Source organism: Pseudomonas sp. QL9 (genome assembly GCF_041409665.1).
GTDB classification, from domain to species: Bacteria; Pseudomonadota; Gammaproteobacteria; order Pseudomonadales; family Pseudomonadaceae; genus Pseudomonas; species Pseudomonas knackmussii.
Genome location: NZ_CP166971.1, coordinates 1,818,319 through 1,835,177, shown reverse-complemented (window position 1 = coordinate 1,835,177; position 16,859 = coordinate 1,818,319). Strand labels below are relative to the sequence as shown.

Here is a 16,859-nt window from a genome sequence, read left to right as displayed (position 1 = left end):
CCGCAAGGCCGCGGCGGTTCGCCGTTATAATCGCAGGTTTGTCGTTTCCGTCTCCTTAAGGGTTGAAGAAATATAGTCATGAATGCGCTTCCGATCGACGCAGTCCTGCCGGCCCTGCGCCAGGCTTTCGCCGAGCGCGACGAGGCCGTGCTGGAGGCGCCGCCGGGCGCCGGCAAGACCACCCGCGTGCCGCTGGCGCTGCTCGACGAACCCTGGCTGGCCGGGCAGAGCATCCTCATGCTCGAACCGCGCCGCCTGGCTGCCCGCGCGGCGGCCGAGCGCCTGGCCGAGGAGCTCGGCGAGAAGGCCGGGGAAACGGTCGGTTACCGCATCCGCCTGGACAGCAAGGTCGGCCCGAAGACGCGCATCGAAGTCGTGACCGAAGGCATTCTTACTCGCCGCCTGCAGGACGACCCGGCGCTGGAGGGCGTCGGCCTGGTGATCTTCGACGAATTCCATGAAAGAAGCCTCGATGCCGATCTCGCCCTGGCGCTGACGCTCAATGGCCGCGAACTGCTGCGCGACACGCCGCTGAAGGTGCTGGTGATGTCCGCCACACTCGAAGGCGAGCGCCTGTCCGCGTTGCTCGGCGAGGCGCCGGTGGTGCGCAGCGAAGGGCGCATGTTCCCGGTCGAGACGCGCTGGGGCCGGCCCTTCCAGGCCGGCGAGTTCGTCGAACCGCGCGTCGTGCAGACCGTCCTCCAGGCGCTGGCCGACGAGAGGGGCAGCCTGCTGGTCTTCCTCCCCGGGCAGGCCGAGATCCGCCGCGTTGCCGAACAATTGGGCGAGGCGCTGGCCGGGCGTGACGAGGTCATGCTCTGCCCGCTGCATGGCGAGCTCGAACTCTCCGCCCAGCGCGCGGCCATCGAGCCGGCGCCGGCGGGCAAGCGCAAGGTGGTGCTTGCGACCAACATCGCCGAGACCAGCCTGACCATCGACGGTGTGCGCGTCGTCGTCGACGCCGGCCTGGCGCGGGTGCCGCGCTTCGATCCGGGCAGCGGCATGACCCGTCTGGAAACCCAGCGCATCTCCCGCGCCTCCGCCACCCAGCGTGCTGGCCGCGCCGGGCGCCTGGAGCCGGGTGTGTGCTACCGGCTGTGGTCGGAGGCGCAGCACGACCAACTGCCGGCCTATGGCACGGCGGAGATCCTCCAGGCCGACCTCGCCGGCCTGGCTTTGCAGCTCGGCCGCTGGGGCGTGGAACCGGGCGAGCTGGCCTGGCTCGATACGCCGCCGGCTGCCGCCTATGCCCAGGCGCGCGACCTGCTTGCTCGTCTCGGTGCACTGAACGACAGCGGCGCTTTGAATACTCATGGCCAGGCGATGGCCGAGCTGCCGGCGCACCCACGCATCGCTCACTTGCTGCTGCGCGGCCAGGCGCTCGGCCTCGGCCAACTAGCCTGCGACGTTGCGGCGTTGCTTGGCGAGCGCGACATCCTGCGCGGTGCCGGTGCCGACCTGCACGAACGCACGGCGTTGCTGGCCGGCGAATCGGCAAGCAACCGCGCGAGTCGCGGTGCGCTGCAGCGCGCCAAGCAACTCTCCCGACAGTTCCGCGGATACCTGCGTGGCAAACCCAGCGAGGCGGTTAGCGATCCCGATCACCCGCGCTGGCTCGGCGCGTTGCTGGCTTTCGCCTATCCCGACCGCGTGGCCCGCCAGCGCCGCGAGGGCGGTGGCGAGTACCGCCTGGCCAATGGCCGCGCCGCGCAATTCGGCGAACCCGACGCGCTGATGAAGGAACCCTGGCTGGTGGTCGCCGACCTCGGCAGCCGCCAGGGCCAGCGCGAGGAGCGCATCTACCTGGCGGCGGCGCTCGATGCGGCGCTGTTCGATTCGGTGCTCGCCGAGCAGGTCAGCCAGCGCGACGAGCTGGACTGGGACGAGCGCGAAGGCGTCCTGCGCGCGGAACGCCAGCGCAAGGTCGGCGAGCTGGTGCTCAGCCGCGAGGCGCTGCCCGGTCTCGATGAAGAGGCGCGCAGCCGGGCCCTGCTCGGCCTGGTGCGGCGCAAGGGGTTGGAACTGTTGGCGTGGACGCCTGAGCTGCGCCAATGGCAGGCGCGGGTGAACCTGTTGCGCCGGCTCGACCTGGAGAACAAGGGGGAGAGCGAATGGCCGGACGTCAGCGACGCTGCCTTGCTGGACTCTCTGGAGGACTGGTTGCAGCCGTACCTGGGCAAGGTCTCGCGGTTGTCGCACTTCGCCAACCTGGAGCTGGCCGGCATCCTTCACGGCATCCTGCCCTGGCCGCTGCCGTCGCGCCTGGACGAACTGGCGCCGCGCACCTTGCAGGTGCCGTCCGGCTCGAACATCCGCCTGGATTACACCGAGTTTCCACCGGTGCTGGCGGTGCGCCTGCAGGAGCTTTTCGGCCTGGCCGATACGCCGCGCATTGCCAATGGCCGAGTAGCGGTGAAGCTGCACCTGCTGTCGCCGGCGCAGCGGCCGGTGCAGGTGACCCAGGACCTGGCGAACTTCTGGCGCAGCACTTACGCCGAGGTGAAGAAGGACCTCAAGGGCCGCTATCCGAAGCACTACTGGCCGGACGACCCGCTGATCGCCGAACCCACCGCGCGGGCCAAGCCACGCAAGAGTTGAGCGGCTAGTTGAGTTCCAGGCGTTCGCCGGCGGAGTGCAGTTCCTCGTAGGCGTGGTCCAGGCGCTGGCGCAGTTGTTCGGCGTCCGGCGTGCGGCGCGAGAGGATCAGCTTGAGCGGCAGGCGGAACAGCGCGGTGGCGGCCAGCGGCGGCATGCCGGCGTCGCGCCGGGCCTGTTCCACCGGCGCCTGGTAGTCGAGCAGGTAGTCGCCCCGGTCGCGCAGCAGCATCTGCAGGGCGGCGGCGTGGGTGCTGGTGCGGTGCACTTCCAGCTTGAGCGCCGGGTCGTCGAGCAGCTCTGTCGCCGGGCGCCAGTAGCTGTAGCCGCTGATCAGGATGATCCGCTTGCCGACCAGGTCTTGCGGCAGGCGCGGCGCCGGGCGCGTGGCCAGGCGATAGAGGTTGAGCTCGACATGGCCGAGGGTGTGCGCGCATTCGAGGGTGCTGTCGGCCAGTTCCGGCTTGCCCGGGGCGCCGGCCCAGACCTGGATGCTGCCATCCTGCAGCGACTGGTACAGGCGCGCGCTCGGCAGCGAGTGGAGCTCGGCGCGATAACCGGCCTGGCGCAGCAGCTTGCGCACCAGCTCGGCGCCCAGTCCCTGGGTGCTGCCGTCGTCGTCGGTGAAGATGTATGGCGGGAACTCGTAGTAGCCGACGTTTAGCTGCTGCGGAGACGGCGATGTCCCCGGAATGGCATGACCGAAGGAGGCGGGCAGCAGCGTCGAGGCGAGCGGAAGCAGGAATTTTTTGAGCATGGCGGGCTCTGCACCTTTATCGTTTTTGTGGTGGTGTCAGAGCGAGCATGGTCGCCGTTTGGGGGCTTGTCCAGCACTCCCCGGACCGCTGACAGGTGCACCTGTGACGTGCCGCACGGCAGACGTGGCGGGGCCTCCAGCGGCAACGGCTATGCTAGAGGCGACGCGGCCTCGATGGCGTCCGGCGAGGGCATCGGCGATGCAACGCAAGGTCTTTTCCAGCAAGGTCTACCTGCACAAGACGGTGCTAGTCACCGGCGGCTGCTCGGGGATCGGCCGCGCCCTGGTGCTGCGTTTCGCCCAGGCCGGCGCGCGTCCGGTGATCCTCGATCTCGACCAGGCGGCGCTCGACAGCCTGGTGCAGCACCTGCAGCAGCATCTCAACGTCGAAGCCCTCGGCCTGCGCTGCGACATCGCCGATCCGGAAGCTGTGCGACAAGCGGTGGCACTGGCGGTCGAGCGCTTCGGCGGCATCGACGTGCTGATCAACAACGCCGGCATCACCCACCGCAGCCTGTTCGCCGAGACCGACCTGAAGGTCTTCCAGCGGGTCATGGCGGTGAACTTCTATGGTGCCCTGCATTGCACCCAGGCGGCGCTGCCCAGCCTGGTCGCGCGGCAGGGGCAGATCATCGTGCTCAGTTCGCTGACCGGCTTCGCGCCGCTGCTCTATCGCAGCGCCTACAACGCCAGCAAACATGCGCTGCACGGGTTGTTCGACACCTTGCGCATGGAGCTGGACGGCACCGGCGTGGCGATCACCTTGGCCTGTCCGGGATTCACGGCTACTGATTTGCGCAAGAACGCCTTGGTCGGCGATGGTTCGGTGATCCGCCAGCCGGCCACGGTGCTGGGTAGCGAAGTGGCTTCGCCGCGTGACGTGGCCGAGGCGATCTACCAGGGCGCGCTGCGTCGCAAGCGATTGCTGGTGCTGTCCAACGTCAATTGGCGGGCGCGCATCCTGGCGCGCTACTTCCCGCGGCTGTTCGAGCGTCTGCTGGTGCCCAGGATGTCGGGCCTGAAACCGGGGCCGCGCTGAGCGGCCGTCAGGCTTGCTCGCTGTCCTGCTCGCGCTCCGGGCCGAGCATGTAGATGCGGTAGGTGAGGACCGTCAGCAGTAACTGGAAGAAGCCGCTCAGGGCGTTGAGCGCCAGGCCGTAGCCGGCCGCCTCGTCGTTCAACTGCTCGATGTAGCCCTGCAGCGCCCAGGTCGGCGCAAGTATCACCAGCACCGTGGTCAGCAGCAGGAAGAAATGCCCGTTGGTCAGGCGGAAGCTCTCGCGCATTGCGTCCAGCGGACGCAGCCCGCGCTTGACCAGCAGCACCTCAGCGAAGGCCAGCTTGATCATCACGTAGATGCCCGGAAGGATCATCAGCGAGAAACCGATGACGATCAGTAGCGAGCTGAGCGCTGACAAAAGCGCGAAGGCCGGCCACAGGCGTAGCGCGGCGCGCCATAGCTCGCTGACGCTGCGCCGGCGTTCCTCGCCGAAGTCGATCAGGTAGAGCAGCAGGCTGGCGGTGTAGATGGGGTAGAAGACCAGGCCGGCGGCCATGCCCCAGGGCGCGAACTGCTGGGACTGGGCGGCGAGGCTCAGCTGTTGCTGGGTCAGGCTCTCGAGGACGATCCACGGCAGGCACAGCGGCAGCAGGGTGCCGAGGTGGCGGCTGAAGAAGAACCAGGTATCGCGCAGGATGGAGATGGGATTCATCGGCTCGCCAAGCAGACCAGGACGCCAGCGACTCTAACCCATGCCCGGCTGGGCCGACCAGAGGGTGCGCGGGGATGAACATTTCATCGGGCAGGAACTTGTTTTTTCGCCGGTCGATCCAATCTTCAGCGCTATCCCTCTCCCCCCCGCCGCTCACTCGAGGCAGCACATGAAATCCGAAGAGCAAACCCTGATCGAAGGCCTGTTCACCCGCCTGCAGGAAGCCGAGCGCCAATCCGCGCCGCGCGACCCCCAGGCCGAGGCGCAGATCAACCAGTACCTGGTGCGCCAGCCCGCAGCGCCCTACTACATGGCGCAGGCGATGCTGATCCAGGAAGCGGCGATCAAGCGCCTGGACCAGCGCGTGAAGGAGCTGGAAGCCCAGGTCGCCCAGCAGCAGGAAACGCGTCCAAGCAGCGGCGGCTTCCTCGCCGGCCTGTTCGGCGGCGGCCAGCGCGAGGCCGCGCCGCAGCCGCAGCAACAGCAGCGCCCTGATGGCTGGGGGCAGACCCGCTTCTCGCAGCCGGCCGGGGCCGGCTATACCAGCAATCCCAACGACTTCCGCCCGGCCGCCGCGCCCCAGGCGGCTCCCGCCCAGGGTGGCGGCTTCATGCGTGGCGCGCTGCAGACCGCTGCGGGCGTAGCCGGCGGCATGGTGGTGGCGGACCTGCTGACCAACATGTTCCACCACTCGCAGCCGCAGGAAATCGTCGAGGTGATCCAGGAGCAGGTGCCGGTGGATCGCTTCGACCAGCAGCCGACCAACTTCGACGACAGCCTGTCCTCCCTCGGCGGAGACAACTACGCCGACAGCGGTTTCACCGACACCAACTATGACGACGGCGGCTTCGGCGGCGGCGATTCGAGCTTCTTCGACGACGACGGCGACATGTTCAGCTGACCGATCGCCCCGCGCCGACGACGCGCGGGGCTGGCGGCGCGGCGGCGGGCTGCGATAATGCGCGCCCGCCGCCAACCCCGGAGCCGCCGTTGAAGACCCTCGCCCTGTTCGCCGATGTGCAGAACCTCTACTACACGGTTCGCCAGGCCTACGGCTGCCATTTCAACTACACCGCGCTCTGGGAAGAGCTGAGCCGCGACGGCCAGATCGTCGAGGCCTACGCCTACGCCATCGACCGTGGCGACGCCCGCCAGCAGCAGTTCCAGCGCATCCTGCGCAACCTCGGCTTCGAGGTGAAGCTCAAGCCCTACATCCAGCGCAGCGACGGCTCGGCCAAGGGCGACTGGGATGTCGGCATCACCATCGACATCCTCGACGCGGTGCCGCGGGTAGACGAGATCGTCCTGTGCTCCGGCGACGGCGACTTCGACTTGCTGCTGCAGCGCGTCCGCGCCCAGGGCAAGGACGCCACCGCCTACGGTGTGCCGGGGCTCACCGCGCAGGCGCTGATTCGCTCGGCGACGCGCTACGTGCCCATCGAAGGCAGCCTGCTGCTGCGCCATTGAACCGCAGGCGCGGCTAAAATGCCGCCCATTCCCTTTGTGATTGCGAGCTTTCCATGACCTTCGCCGAACTCGGCCTGATCGAACCCCTGCTGCGCGCCCTCGACGGGCTCGACTACCAGAAGCCGACGCCGGTGCAGGCGCAGGCGATTCCCGCCGTGCTCAAGGGCCGCGACCTGCTCGCCGCGGCGCAGACCGGCACCGGCAAGACCGCCGGCTTCGCCCTGCCGCTGTTGCAGAAGCTGCTTCAGGAAGGCCCGCAGGTGGCCGCCAACTCGATTCGCGCGCTGGTACTGGTGCCGACCCGCGAGCTGGCCGAGCAGGTCCACGAGAGCTTCCGCGTCTACGGCCAGCATGTGCCGCTGCGCACGGCGGTGGCCTACGGCGGGGTGAGCATCAACCCGCAGATGATGAAGCTGCGCAAGGGCGTCGACGTGCTGGTCGCCACCCCCGGCCGGCTGCTCGACCTGTACCGGCAGAACGCCCTGAAATTCACCCAATTGCAGGTGCTGGTGCTCGACGAAGCCGACCGCATGCTCGACCTGGGCTTCGCCCGCGAGCTGGACGAAGTCTTCGCCGCGCTGCCCAAGCGCCGGCAGACCCTGCTGTTCTCCGCGACCTTCTCGGAGGCGATCCGCAAGATGGCCGGCGGCCTGCTGCGCGATCCGCTGTCCATTGAAGTGGCACCGCGCAACACCGCGGCGAAGACGGTCAAGCAACAACTCATCACCGTGGACAAGAAGCGCAAGGCCGAGCTGTTCCTGCACCTGCTGCAGAGCCGCGGCTGGCGCCAGGCGCTGGTGTTCGCCAAGACCCGCAAGGGCGTCGATGAGCTGGTCGGCCGCCTGCATGCCGAGGGCCTGGCCGCCGATTCGATTCACGGCGACAAGCCGCAGCCGTCGCGCCTGCGCGCGCTGCAGCGGTTCAAGGACGGCGAGGTGAACTTCCTGGTCGCCACCGACGTTGCCGCGCGCGGCCTCGATATCGAGGAAATGCCGCTGGTGGTCAACTACGACCTGCCCATCGTCGCCGAGGACTACGTCCACCGCATCGGCCGTACCGGCCGCGCCGGGGCCAGCGGCCAGGCGCTGTCGCTGGTCTGCGCCGACGAAGTACAGCAGCTGGCGGCCATCGAGACGCTGATCGGCCAGCTGCTGACGCGCAGCGAAGAGGACGGTTTCGAGGCCGAGCACCGGGTGCCGCAGACCACCCTCGGTGGCCAACTGGTGAAGAAGCCGAAGAAACCCAAGCAGCCCAAGGTCCCCGAGGGCAAGCCGGGCAAGGTCCACCTTGGCAATCTGCTGGACGACAAACCGCAGGTGAAGGCGGTGCGCAAGGCGCCCGGCTTCGCCAAGGCGCCGGCGGGCAAGAAGCCGAGCGCGCCCAAGGGCAAGGGGCGCTGACAGGGCAGGGCGCATCAAGCTGGTGCGCTTTTTCGATGGTCGGCTCGCGCGACGCCGCGCCGACCGGGCTTTCAGGATACTGGCGCAGAACCTGCATTTCCGTGCGGAATCCTGAACGCCTATAGTGTGTGCTCCGCGCACACAACAAGAACGAAAGCCTATGCGCCACAAGGAACTCAAAGCCTGGACGGGCGGTGTCGCCCAGTTGTTCCCGCTGCCCCCCGGGCGTCCGCGCCTGCTCGGTCTCAGCCAGTGGTTGCAGCAGGCCTGCCCGGTGGATCACTTCGTGCTCTTCGTCTACGAAGGCAACCACCGGCCGCTGGACCTGTTCGACACCTTTCCGGCTGATGTCCGCCACGTCTATGTCGAGGACTACCAGGTCGGCCCCTACCTGCTCGATCCCTTCTACCTCGCTTGCACCCGCGACCAGGCGCCCGGCCTGTGGCGCCTGCGCCAGTTCGCGCCGGACCACTTCTACCTGGGCGAGTACTACCAGACCTACTACCAGCAGACCGGGCTGACCGAGGAGATCGCCTTCTTCGTCGACCTCGACGACGGCGCCAAGGCGGTGCTGTCGCTGATGCGCAAGGCTTCGAGCCCCGCGTACAGCCGCGACGAAATGCAGTTGCTGGAATGCGCCCGCCCGGTGGTCGAGCAGATGGTTCGCGAAGCCTGGGCGCTGCGCCGCGCGCAGCCCCGACCGGCACAGGACCTGGACTACAAGATCCGCGAGGCCTTCGACCAGTTCGGCGCCCAGGTGCTGACCGCGCGCGAGCAGGAGATCGTCCAGCTGCTGCTGCGCGGTCACTCCAGCGCCTCGGTGGCCGAGCAGCTCGACATCAGCCCCGGCACGGTGAAGATCCACCGCAAGAACATCTACGCCAAGCTCGGCATCGGCAGCCAGTCGGAGCTGCTGGGCCTGTTCATCCGCGAACTGGCGGGGCACGAGGGCGTCCGAGAAGTGCGCGCTACCGCCTGAACGGCGGGAACCTGTAGGAGCGGGCCTTGCCCGCGAATCGCGCGCATGGTGCGCTCCTACAAGGTGGCCTCTGCGCTGGATTTTCGCGGATGAGATCCGCTCCTACATTATTCGTACCGGGCCTATCCCCCGAGGGATATATACACCCCGAAAGCCCCGTTGATAGCGTGTTCGGCAACAACGAAAACAACTATCGAGAGGCGCGCGGTGATGGATTCCAGCCAGGTCTTCGACATCGAATTCCGCAACGTGGTCAAGCGCTACGGCAGCGTGCAGGCGGTCAACGGCCTGAGCTTCAAGGTGCGTCGCGGCGCCTTCCATTCCTTCCTCGGTAGCTCCGGCTGCGGCAAGACCACCACCCTGCGGATGATTGCCGGCTTCGAGCAGCCCAGCGAAGGCGAGGTGCTGCTGGCCGGCAAGCCGGTGGCCGGGATTCCCGCGCACCAGCGCCCGGTGAACATGGTGTTCCAGCACTACGCGCTGTTCCCGCACCTGACGGTGGCCGAGAACATCGCCTACGGCCTGCGCTACCGCACGCCGCGCCCGGACCGCGCCGCCCAGCGCCGCATGGCCGACGAGGCGCTGGAGATGGTGCGCCTGTCCGGCTTCGGCGCGCGCAAGCCGCACGAGCTTTCCGGCGGCCAGCAGCAACGGGTGGCGCTGGCCCGCGCGCTGGTCAACAAGCCCACCGTGCTGCTGCTCGACGAACCGCTCGCAGCGCTGGACCGCAAGCTGCGCAAGGAGATGCAGTCCGAGCTGCTGCGCCTGCAGCGCGAAGTCGGCATCACCTTCGTGCTGGTCACCCACGACCAGGAAGAGGCGCTGTCGATGAGCGACAGCATCAGCATCATGAAGGACGGCCTGATCATCCAGACCGCCAGTCCCGAAGCCCTCTACGAGACCCCGGCGAGCCGCTACGTGGCCGACTTCATCGGCGAGTCCAACCTGTTCTCCGGCACTGTGCGCCGCCTCGATGGCGACCGCGTGGTGCTGGGCACCGCCACCGGCCTCGAACTGAGCAGCCCGCAGACGCCCACGGGCCCCGCGCTGGCGCCGCAGACCGAGGGCTGCATCGCGGTGCGCCCGGAGCTGGTCGGCATCGCCGCCGACGACGCCGACCTCGCGCGCGAAGTGCGCCTGCGCGGCTGCGTCGAGGACCGCATCTACCTGGGCAATCTCACCGAATACCGGGTGCGCACCGACGCTTTCGGCTTTGTCTGCGTGCGCGTGCCGCGCCAGGGCGGGGAAGGCGGTGACGGCTTCGGCCACGGCGCGCGCGTGCAGGTCGGCTGGAACCAGGCCAGCGGGCTGGCCATGACCCTCTGAGTTTTTCGCCGCGCCGGGCGGCGCGGCACTCGACGATCCAACACTAACGACAATCAGCAGACAGGCGGGGAGTGACGATGGACAAGAAGAGCTTCATCAAGACGATGCGCAGCTGGGAAAACGGTTCCATCACCCGCCGCGAGTTCCTCGGCCGCACCGGCCTGGGGCTGGCGGCGGCGGTGGTGGCGGCAAACACGCCGGGCCTGCTGCTGGGCAAGGCCTACGCCGGCGAGGGCAGCAACCTGGGCGACCGCGTGACCCTGGCGACCTGGCCGAACTACCACAACCCGGAGAACTTCGACGCCTTCGCCAAGGCCACCGGCGCGCGGGTGCAGATGAACGTGTTCGGCTCCAACGAGGAGATGCTCGCCAAGCTGCAGGCCGGCGGCAGCGGCTGGGACGTCTTCGTGCCGACCAACTACACCATCAGCACCTACGTGAAGCTCGGCCTGATCGAGCCGCTGGACCTCTCGCGCATCCCCAACTTCGATGCCAAGGACTTCCAGGAACGCTTCATGGCCCAGGGCACGGTGGACGGCAAGGTCTACGCCGTGCCGAAGAACTGGGGCACCACCGGCATCGTCTATGACGCCAGCCACATCAAGGGCAGCCCGGACTCCTGGAAGCAGTTCTGGGACCTGACCCTGACCAGCGCCTCGGGCCGCACCATCGTCCACGACTACCAGCTCACCGCCATCGGCAACGCGCTGAAGTACTACGGCTACAGCTTCAACTCGCTGGACCCGAAGGAACTCGCCGAGGCCGAGAAGCTGCTGATCCAGGCCAAGCCGCACCTGTTCGCCATCAACTCCGACATCCAGCCCTCGCTGCGCAACGGCGATGCCTGGATGGCCATGGCCTGGACCGGCGACGCCTCGCAGCTGCACCGCGACAACAAGGACATGACCTTCGTGCTGGGCAAGGAAGGCGGCGAAATCTGGAGCGACTTCTTCGCCATTCCCAAGGGCTCCGAGCACAAGGACGCCGCCTACGCCTTCATCAACTACCTGCTCGACCCGCAGCACAACAAGCTGGAGGTCGAGGCCCACGGCTACCCGAGCGGTGACAGCCGGGTCGATGCGCTGCTGCCCAAGGCGATGCTCGACGACCCGATCATGTACCCGGCGGCTGAACGCCTCTCGCCGCTGGAGTTCGGTGCCGCAGCAACCCTCACCAGCCCGGCGCGCGCCGAGCTGATGGCGCGGTTCAAGGCTGCCTGACGGTTTCTGGGTTCCCGCGTTCGCGGGAATGACGGGGGGCACCAATCGTCGCCCCGCGTTCGCGGGGTTTCCAATCGTCTTCCCCGCGAACGCGGGGACCCAGTGAACCGCAATGCCCAGGCGACAAATCCATGCGTAGGGAATCGAACATGAACATCGCTGTCAGCGCCCCGTTGCCGCAGACGCAGGCGACGCCCCCGGTGTCGCGCGCCAGAAGTCTCGGCCGGCGCGTCACCCTGCTCCTGCTGCTGCCTTCCACCCTCTGGTTCCTGCTCATGCTGCTGATGCCGCTGGTGATCATCCTGGTCTTCAGCTTCGGCGAGCGCAGCGCGGTGGGCGGCTACGGCGGCGGGCTGACGCTGGAGAACTACCTGAACCTCGGCTCGCGCGCCCAGGCCTTCTGGAACACCCTGACCCTCGCCCCGTTGGGCACCCTGGCCTGCCTGCTGGCGGCCTATCCGCTGGCGTACTTCCTGGCGGTGAAGGTGCGGAGCAACAAGTCGCTGCTGCTGACCCTGGTGATAGTGCCGTTCTGGACCAGCTTCCTGATCCGCACCTACGCCTGGATCTTCATCCTCAGCGGCAAGGGCATCCCGGCGCTGCTGGAAACCTTCGGCATCGCCGACGTGCGCCTGATCAACACGCCCTGGGCGGTGCTGATCGGCATCGTCTACGGCTACCTGCCGCTGATGGTGTTCCCCATCTACGTGACCCTGGAGAAGCTCGACAAGCGCCTGCTGGAAGCCTCCGGCGACCTCGGCGCGAGCGCGTTCGAGACCTTCCGCCGGATCACCCTGCCGCTCTCGGCGCCCGGCGTGATCACTGGCGTGATGCTGGTGTTCATCCTGCTGATGGGCGAGTTCCTGATCCCGGCGATCCTCGGCGGCGGCAAGGTGTTCTTCGTCGGCAACGCCCTGGTCGACCTGTTCCTGCAGTCGCGCAACTGGCCGTTCGGCAGCGCCGTGGCCATGACCCTGGTGGCGATGATGCTGGCGATCATCGGCCTGTACCTGAAACTCGCGGCGCGCTTCGGCGGGCCGCGCAACGACGGGGTGCTCTGAGATGTGGCTGCGCAGCTATTCGACCTCGATCTACCTGTTCCTCTATGCGCCCATCGCGCTGATCATGCTCTTCGCCTTCAACGCCGGGCGCAGTGGGTTGAGCTTCCAGTGCTGCTCGGTGCAGTGGTTCGGCCGCGCCTTCGGCAATCCCTTCATCATGGAAGCGCTGGGCAACAGCGCGATCATCGCCACCTGCTCCGCGCTGATCGCCACGCTGTTCGGCACCCTCGCGGTGTTCGGCCTGCAGCGCGTGGGCAAGCGCGTACGCCTGCTGTTCGATGCGCTGACCTACTGCGCGATCATCGTGCCGGGGATCGTCATCGGCATCGCCACGCTGATCGCCTTCATCACGCTGTTCGACGTGCTCAACCCGCTGCTGGCGGCCCTGGAGCTGGGCCTGCCGAAGCTGAACATGGGCTTCGGCACCGTGGTCGCGGCGCACTCGCTGTTCACCATGGCGCTGGTGATGGTGATCGTCCGCACCCGCGTGGAGGCCATGGACAAGGCGCTGCTGGAAGCCTCGGCGGACCTCTACGCACCGCCCCTGGACACCTTCTGGCGCGTGACCTTGCCGCAGATCGCCCCGGCGATCCTGGCCGGCTTCCTGCTCGCGTTCACCTTCAGCTTCGACGATTTCATCATCGCCTTCTTCGTCGCCGGCTCCGAGACCACGCTGCCGATCTACATCTTCTCGTCGATCCGCCGGGGCATCACCCCGGAGATCAACGCCATATCCACGGTGATCATCTGCGCCTCGCTGGCGCTGCTGTTCACCTCCCGCTACCTGCAGAACCGCCGTGCCGGCGTTCAGACCGCCTGAGGCTACAAGGAGACGTGCGATGCGCGACCAGCTGTACATCAATGGGCAATGGGTGAGCCCGGACCTGGGCGGCCGTTTCACCAGCTTCGACCCGGCCACAGGGCGGCCTTTGCGCGAAGTGCCTGCAGCCACCGAGGAGGACGTCGACCATGCCGTGCGCGCGGCGCGCCAGGCCTTCAATCGCGGTTGGGGGCAGAGCCGCGGCGCCGAGCGCGCCGAGTGGCTGCAAGCGCTGGCCAACGAACTGGAGCGCAACCAGGCCGAGCTGGCCGAACTGGAGGTGCGCGACAATGGCAAGCCGCTGCCCGAGGCACAGTGGGACGTGGCCGACGCCATCGGTTGCTTCCGCTATTACGCGGAGCTGGCGGCTGAACTCGACGAGCGCCAGGACCAGGTGCTGGCGCTGCCCGACGAGCGCTTTCGCTGCCGTATCCGCCACGAACCGGTGGGCGTGGCCGGGCAGATCATCCCCTGGAACTATCCGCTGCTGATGGCGGCCTGGAAGGTGGCGCCGGCACTGGCCGCCGGCGCGACCTGCGTGCTCAAGCCGTCCGAGCTGACGCCGTTGAGCGCTTTGGAACTCGCGGCAGCCGCCGATGCGGTGGGCCTGCCGGCGGGCGTGCTGAACGTGCTGCCAGGCCTTGGCAGCGAGGCGGGCGGACCGCTCAGCCAGCATCCGGGCGTGGACAAGCTGGCCTTCACCGGCAGCGTGCCGACCGGGGCGAAGATCATGTCGGCGGCGGCCCAGGACATCAAGAACGTCAGCCTGGAGCTGGGCGGCAAGTCGGCCTTCATCGTCTTCGACGATAGCGATGTCGAGGCGGCGGTGGAGTGGATTCTCTTCGGCATCTTCTGGAACCAGGGCCAGGTGTGCTCGGCGACCTCAAGGCTGCTAGTGCAGGAAGGCATCGCCCCGCGCCTGATCGAACGCCTGGTCGAGGCGACGCGCGCCATCACCATCGGCAATGGCATGACGCCAGGCGTGCTGCTCGGCCCGCTGGTGAGCCAGGGGCAGTACGACAAGGTGCTCGGCTTCGTCGAGCAGGGCAAAGCCTGCGGTGCGCGCCTGCTGACCGGCGGACGGCGTCCGGCGGGGCTGAACGAGGGCTGGTTCGTCGAGCCGGCGATCTTCGACGAACCGGCGGAAAACGCCATCGTCTGGCGTGAGGAAATCTTCGGGCCGGTGCTCTGCGTGAAGCGCTTCAAGACCGAGACCGAGGCGCTACGCCTGGCCAACGACAGCCGCTTCGGCCTGGCCGGCGCGGTGATGTCCGGCGACCCGCAGCGCGCCGCGCGAGTGGCGGATGGGCTGCGCGCGGGAATCGTCTGGGTCAACTGCTCGCAGCCGACCTTCACCCAGGCGCCCTGGGGCGGCATGAAGCAGAGCGGCATCGGCCGCGAGCTCGGCGTGTGGGGGCTGGAGAACTACCTGGAGGTGAAGCAGGTGACCGAGTACATCTCCGATCAGCCGTGGGGGTGGTACCTGTAGGGCGTATAACGCTCCGCGTTATACGCCGATTGGCCTTGGTTACAGGGTGCGCCGTGTTCGGCCTGGGTGTTGCCTGTGGTCCTGGTGTATCGGCGTACAACCGCGAACGGTTGTACGCCCTACGGCTCAGATCACCCGCTGCATATAACGGTGGTTGGCGACGCCGGGGAGGGTCGAGGTTCGTTCCACCTGCACCTCGAAGCCCAGCTTCTCGTACAGCGCCTGGGCGCGCGGGTTGGCTGCCGAGACGTCCAGCGCTGCGGTCTTCAGGCCGGCGCGGCGGCCGCGCTCGAGGAAGTGTTCGATCAACTCGCGGCCCACGCCCTGGCTGCGCAGGCTCGGGTCGACGCCCAGGTGGGCCAGGTACAGCGTGTGCTTGGGCGGCGGGCAGATGATCTTCTCCAGCTGCAGGCCGTGGTGGATCACGCCGACCGAACCCAGGCCGAAGTAGCCGAGGATCTGCCGCGCCGCGGCGAGCAGGTAGCCGAGGTTGGCTTCGCCGCCGAAGATCGTTCCCGCCGCGACGACCTTGCCGTCCAGCTCGCCCACCGTGTGCTGGCGCCAGCCGAACTGGCCGCCGCCGTGCAGGAAGGCGCGGCGCAGGAAGTCCTGGGCGCTGTTGCGGCCGGGGCGGGCGAAGGCGTAGTCGAAGGCATCGGGGCCGGAGCTGTAGATCAGCGGGATGGCGGCGTCGACGTCTTCGGGGCGGGCCGGGCGGAAGCTCAGGGGCATGGTCTCGGACTCGGCAGGGCTGGGAGTCGAGAATCTAGCACTATGGTTCCAGATTCAGCCAGTGCAGCGCGCCATGCCCAGCCACTCGGCCGCTGGCGAAGCATGCGGTGAGCAGGTAGCCGCCGGTGGGCGCTTCCCAGTCGAGCATTTCGCCGGCGCAGAACACGCCGGGCAGGGCCTTGAGCATCAGCTGCTTATCCACAGCCCCGAAAGTGACGCCACCGGCGCTGCTGATGGCTTCGTCCAGCGGACGCGCGCGCACCACGCTCAGCGGCAGCGCCTTGATCAACCCGGCCAGGCGCTGCGGATCGGCATAGTCGGCGGCTGTGGACAACTCGCGCAGCAGGCCCGCACGTACACCGTCCAGGCCAAGCTTGCCGCGCAGGTGGTTGGCCATGGACTTGGAGCCGCGCGGCTGGGCGAGGGCCTTGGCGATCTGTTCCGGGCTGCGGTTCGGCAGCAGGTCCAGATGCACGGTGGCTTTGCCATCGCGGGAGATGCGCTCGCGGATCGGCGCCGACAGCGCATAGACCAGGCTGCCTTCGATGCCGCTGGCAGTGACCACGAATTCGCCCTGGCGCGGTTCGCTTCCATTCACGCTCAAGGCGACCGGCTTGACCGGCGCCCCGGCGAACTTGTCGCGGAAGAACTCGCTCCAGCCCTCGACCTCGAAGCCGCAGTTGGAAGGCCGCAGCGTGGCGACTTCCACGCCGCGCGCTTCGAGCAGCGGCACCCAGGCGCCGTCGGAGCCCAGGCGCTGCCAGCTGCCGCCGCCCAGGGCCAGCACGGTGGCGTCGGCCTGCAGGGCCTGGCGGCCTTCGGGGCCTTCGATCAGCGCGCGGCCCTGTTCGTCCCAGCCCAGCCAGCGGCTGCGGGTGTGGATATCCACACCCTGTTCGCGCAGGCGCTTGAGCCAGGCGCGCAGCAGCGGCGCAGCCTTCATGTCGGTGGGGAAGACCCGGCCCGAGGTGCCGACGAAGGTGTCGATACCCAGGCCGTGAATCCAGCTGCGCAGCGCTTCGCTGTCGAAGCCGGCGAGCAGCGCGCCGACTTCCTCGCGGCGCTCGCCGTAGCGGCCGACGAAGGCCTCCTGCGCTTCGGAGTGGGTGATGTTCATGCCGCCCACGCCAGCCAGCAGGAACTTGCGCCCAACCGAGGGCATGGCGTCGTACAGCGCCACGCGCACGCCCGCGCCGGCCAGCACTTCGGCGGCCATCAGGCCGGCGGGGCCGCCGCCGATGACGAGGGCGCTGCGGGGGGACGAGGGACGGGGTTCGCTCATGGCCATGCCGGGTCTGGAA

At 68.1% G+C, this 16,859-nt stretch carries 15 protein-coding genes; 11 read left to right on the top strand and 4 right to left on the bottom strand.

The genetic code is table 11. From position 1 onward, the window contains the following. Positions 1-78: 78 nt before the first annotated feature. On the top strand, positions 79-2,598 hold the full coding sequence (gene hrpB, locus ACA097_RS08595) for an ATP-dependent helicase HrpB (protein ID WP_371369770.1): 2,520 nt from the start codon (positions 79-81) through the stop codon (positions 2,596-2,598). A 4-nt stretch (positions 2,599-2,602) separates the two neighbouring features. Here the strand turns inward: hrpB and ACA097_RS08590 are convergent, their stop codons facing one another. Beyond that, positions 2,603-3,352, bottom strand: coding sequence for a substrate-binding periplasmic protein (locus tag ACA097_RS08590; protein WP_371369768.1), 750 nt, complete (start codon positions 3,350-3,352; stop codon positions 2,603-2,605). Positions 3,353-3,551: 199 nt separating this feature from the next. On the opposite strand from ACA097_RS08590, the gene ACA097_RS08585 reads away from it, so the two are divergent. Next, complete coding sequence (locus ACA097_RS08585) at positions 3,552-4,391, top strand: SDR family oxidoreductase (RefSeq protein ID WP_043249210.1); 840 nt, start codon at positions 3,552-3,554, stop codon at positions 4,389-4,391. A 7-nt stretch (positions 4,392-4,398) separates the two neighbouring features. Here the strand turns inward: ACA097_RS08585 and ACA097_RS08580 are convergent, their stop codons facing one another. Further along, entirely contained in the window at positions 4,399-5,064 is a 666-nt protein-coding gene (locus ACA097_RS08580; RefSeq protein WP_371369767.1) for a YciC family protein, read from the bottom strand. Positions 5,065-5,233: 169 nt separating this feature from the next. Between ACA097_RS08580 and ACA097_RS08575 the strand changes: the two genes are divergently transcribed. The 9 genes from ACA097_RS08575 to ACA097_RS08535 all read left to right on the top strand — a co-directional run bounded on the left by ACA097_RS08575 (position 5,234) and on the right by ACA097_RS08535 (position 14,826). Then, positions 5,234-5,965 carry a DUF2076 domain-containing protein gene (locus ACA097_RS08575; protein WP_371369765.1) on the top strand — a complete coding sequence of 244 codons (732 nt, stop codon included), beginning with the start codon at positions 5,234-5,236 and terminating at the stop codon, positions 5,963-5,965. Between the two features lie 89 nt (positions 5,966-6,054). Then, positions 6,055-6,531: an NYN domain-containing protein gene (locus ACA097_RS08570; protein WP_043249213.1), complete on the top strand. Its 477-nt coding sequence runs from the start codon at positions 6,055-6,057 to the stop codon at positions 6,529-6,531. A 53-nt stretch (positions 6,532-6,584) separates the two neighbouring features. Then, positions 6,585-7,931 carry a DEAD/DEAH box helicase gene (locus tag ACA097_RS08565; protein ID WP_371369763.1) on the top strand — a complete coding sequence of 449 codons (1,347 nt, stop codon included), beginning with the start codon at positions 6,585-6,587 and terminating at the stop codon, positions 7,929-7,931. 160 nt (positions 7,932-8,091) lie between these two features. After that, positions 8,092-8,910, top strand: coding sequence for a response regulator transcription factor (locus tag ACA097_RS08560; protein WP_371369761.1), 819 nt, complete (start codon positions 8,092-8,094; stop codon positions 8,908-8,910). 210 nt (positions 8,911-9,120) lie between these two features. Further along, complete coding sequence (locus ACA097_RS08555; RefSeq protein WP_371369759.1) at positions 9,121-10,236, top strand: ABC transporter ATP-binding protein; 1,116 nt, start codon at positions 9,121-9,123, stop codon at positions 10,234-10,236. A 77-nt stretch (positions 10,237-10,313) separates the two neighbouring features. Beyond that, positions 10,314-11,456 (top strand): PotD/PotF family extracellular solute-binding protein, encoded by a 1,143-nt coding sequence (locus ACA097_RS08550; RefSeq protein WP_043249217.1) that lies wholly within the window; start codon positions 10,314-10,316, stop codon positions 11,454-11,456. 149 nt (positions 11,457-11,605) lie between these two features. Then, positions 11,606-12,517 carry an ABC transporter permease gene (locus ACA097_RS08545; RefSeq protein WP_160285798.1) on the top strand — a complete coding sequence of 304 codons (912 nt, stop codon included), beginning with the start codon at positions 11,606-11,608 and terminating at the stop codon, positions 12,515-12,517. 1 nt (position 12,518) lies between these two features. Further along, complete coding sequence (locus ACA097_RS08540) at positions 12,519-13,337, top strand: ABC transporter permease (protein WP_043249219.1); 819 nt, start codon at positions 12,519-12,521, stop codon at positions 13,335-13,337. 19 nt (positions 13,338-13,356) lie between these two features. Then, positions 13,357-14,826 (top strand): aldehyde dehydrogenase family protein, encoded by a 1,470-nt coding sequence (locus ACA097_RS08535; protein ID WP_371369756.1) that lies wholly within the window; start codon positions 13,357-13,359, stop codon positions 14,824-14,826. A 126-nt stretch (positions 14,827-14,952) separates the two neighbouring features. On the opposite strand, the gene ACA097_RS08530 is transcribed toward ACA097_RS08535, so the two are convergent. Then, positions 14,953-15,558 carry an N-acetyltransferase gene (locus tag ACA097_RS08530; protein ID WP_160285801.1) on the bottom strand — a complete coding sequence of 202 codons (606 nt, stop codon included), beginning with the start codon at positions 15,556-15,558 and terminating at the stop codon, positions 14,953-14,955. A 40-nt stretch (positions 15,559-15,598) separates the two neighbouring features. Beyond that, entirely contained in the window at positions 15,599-16,840 is a 1,242-nt protein-coding gene (locus ACA097_RS08525; protein ID WP_371369754.1) for an NAD(P)/FAD-dependent oxidoreductase, read from the bottom strand. Positions 16,841-16,859: the final 19 nt, after the last annotated feature.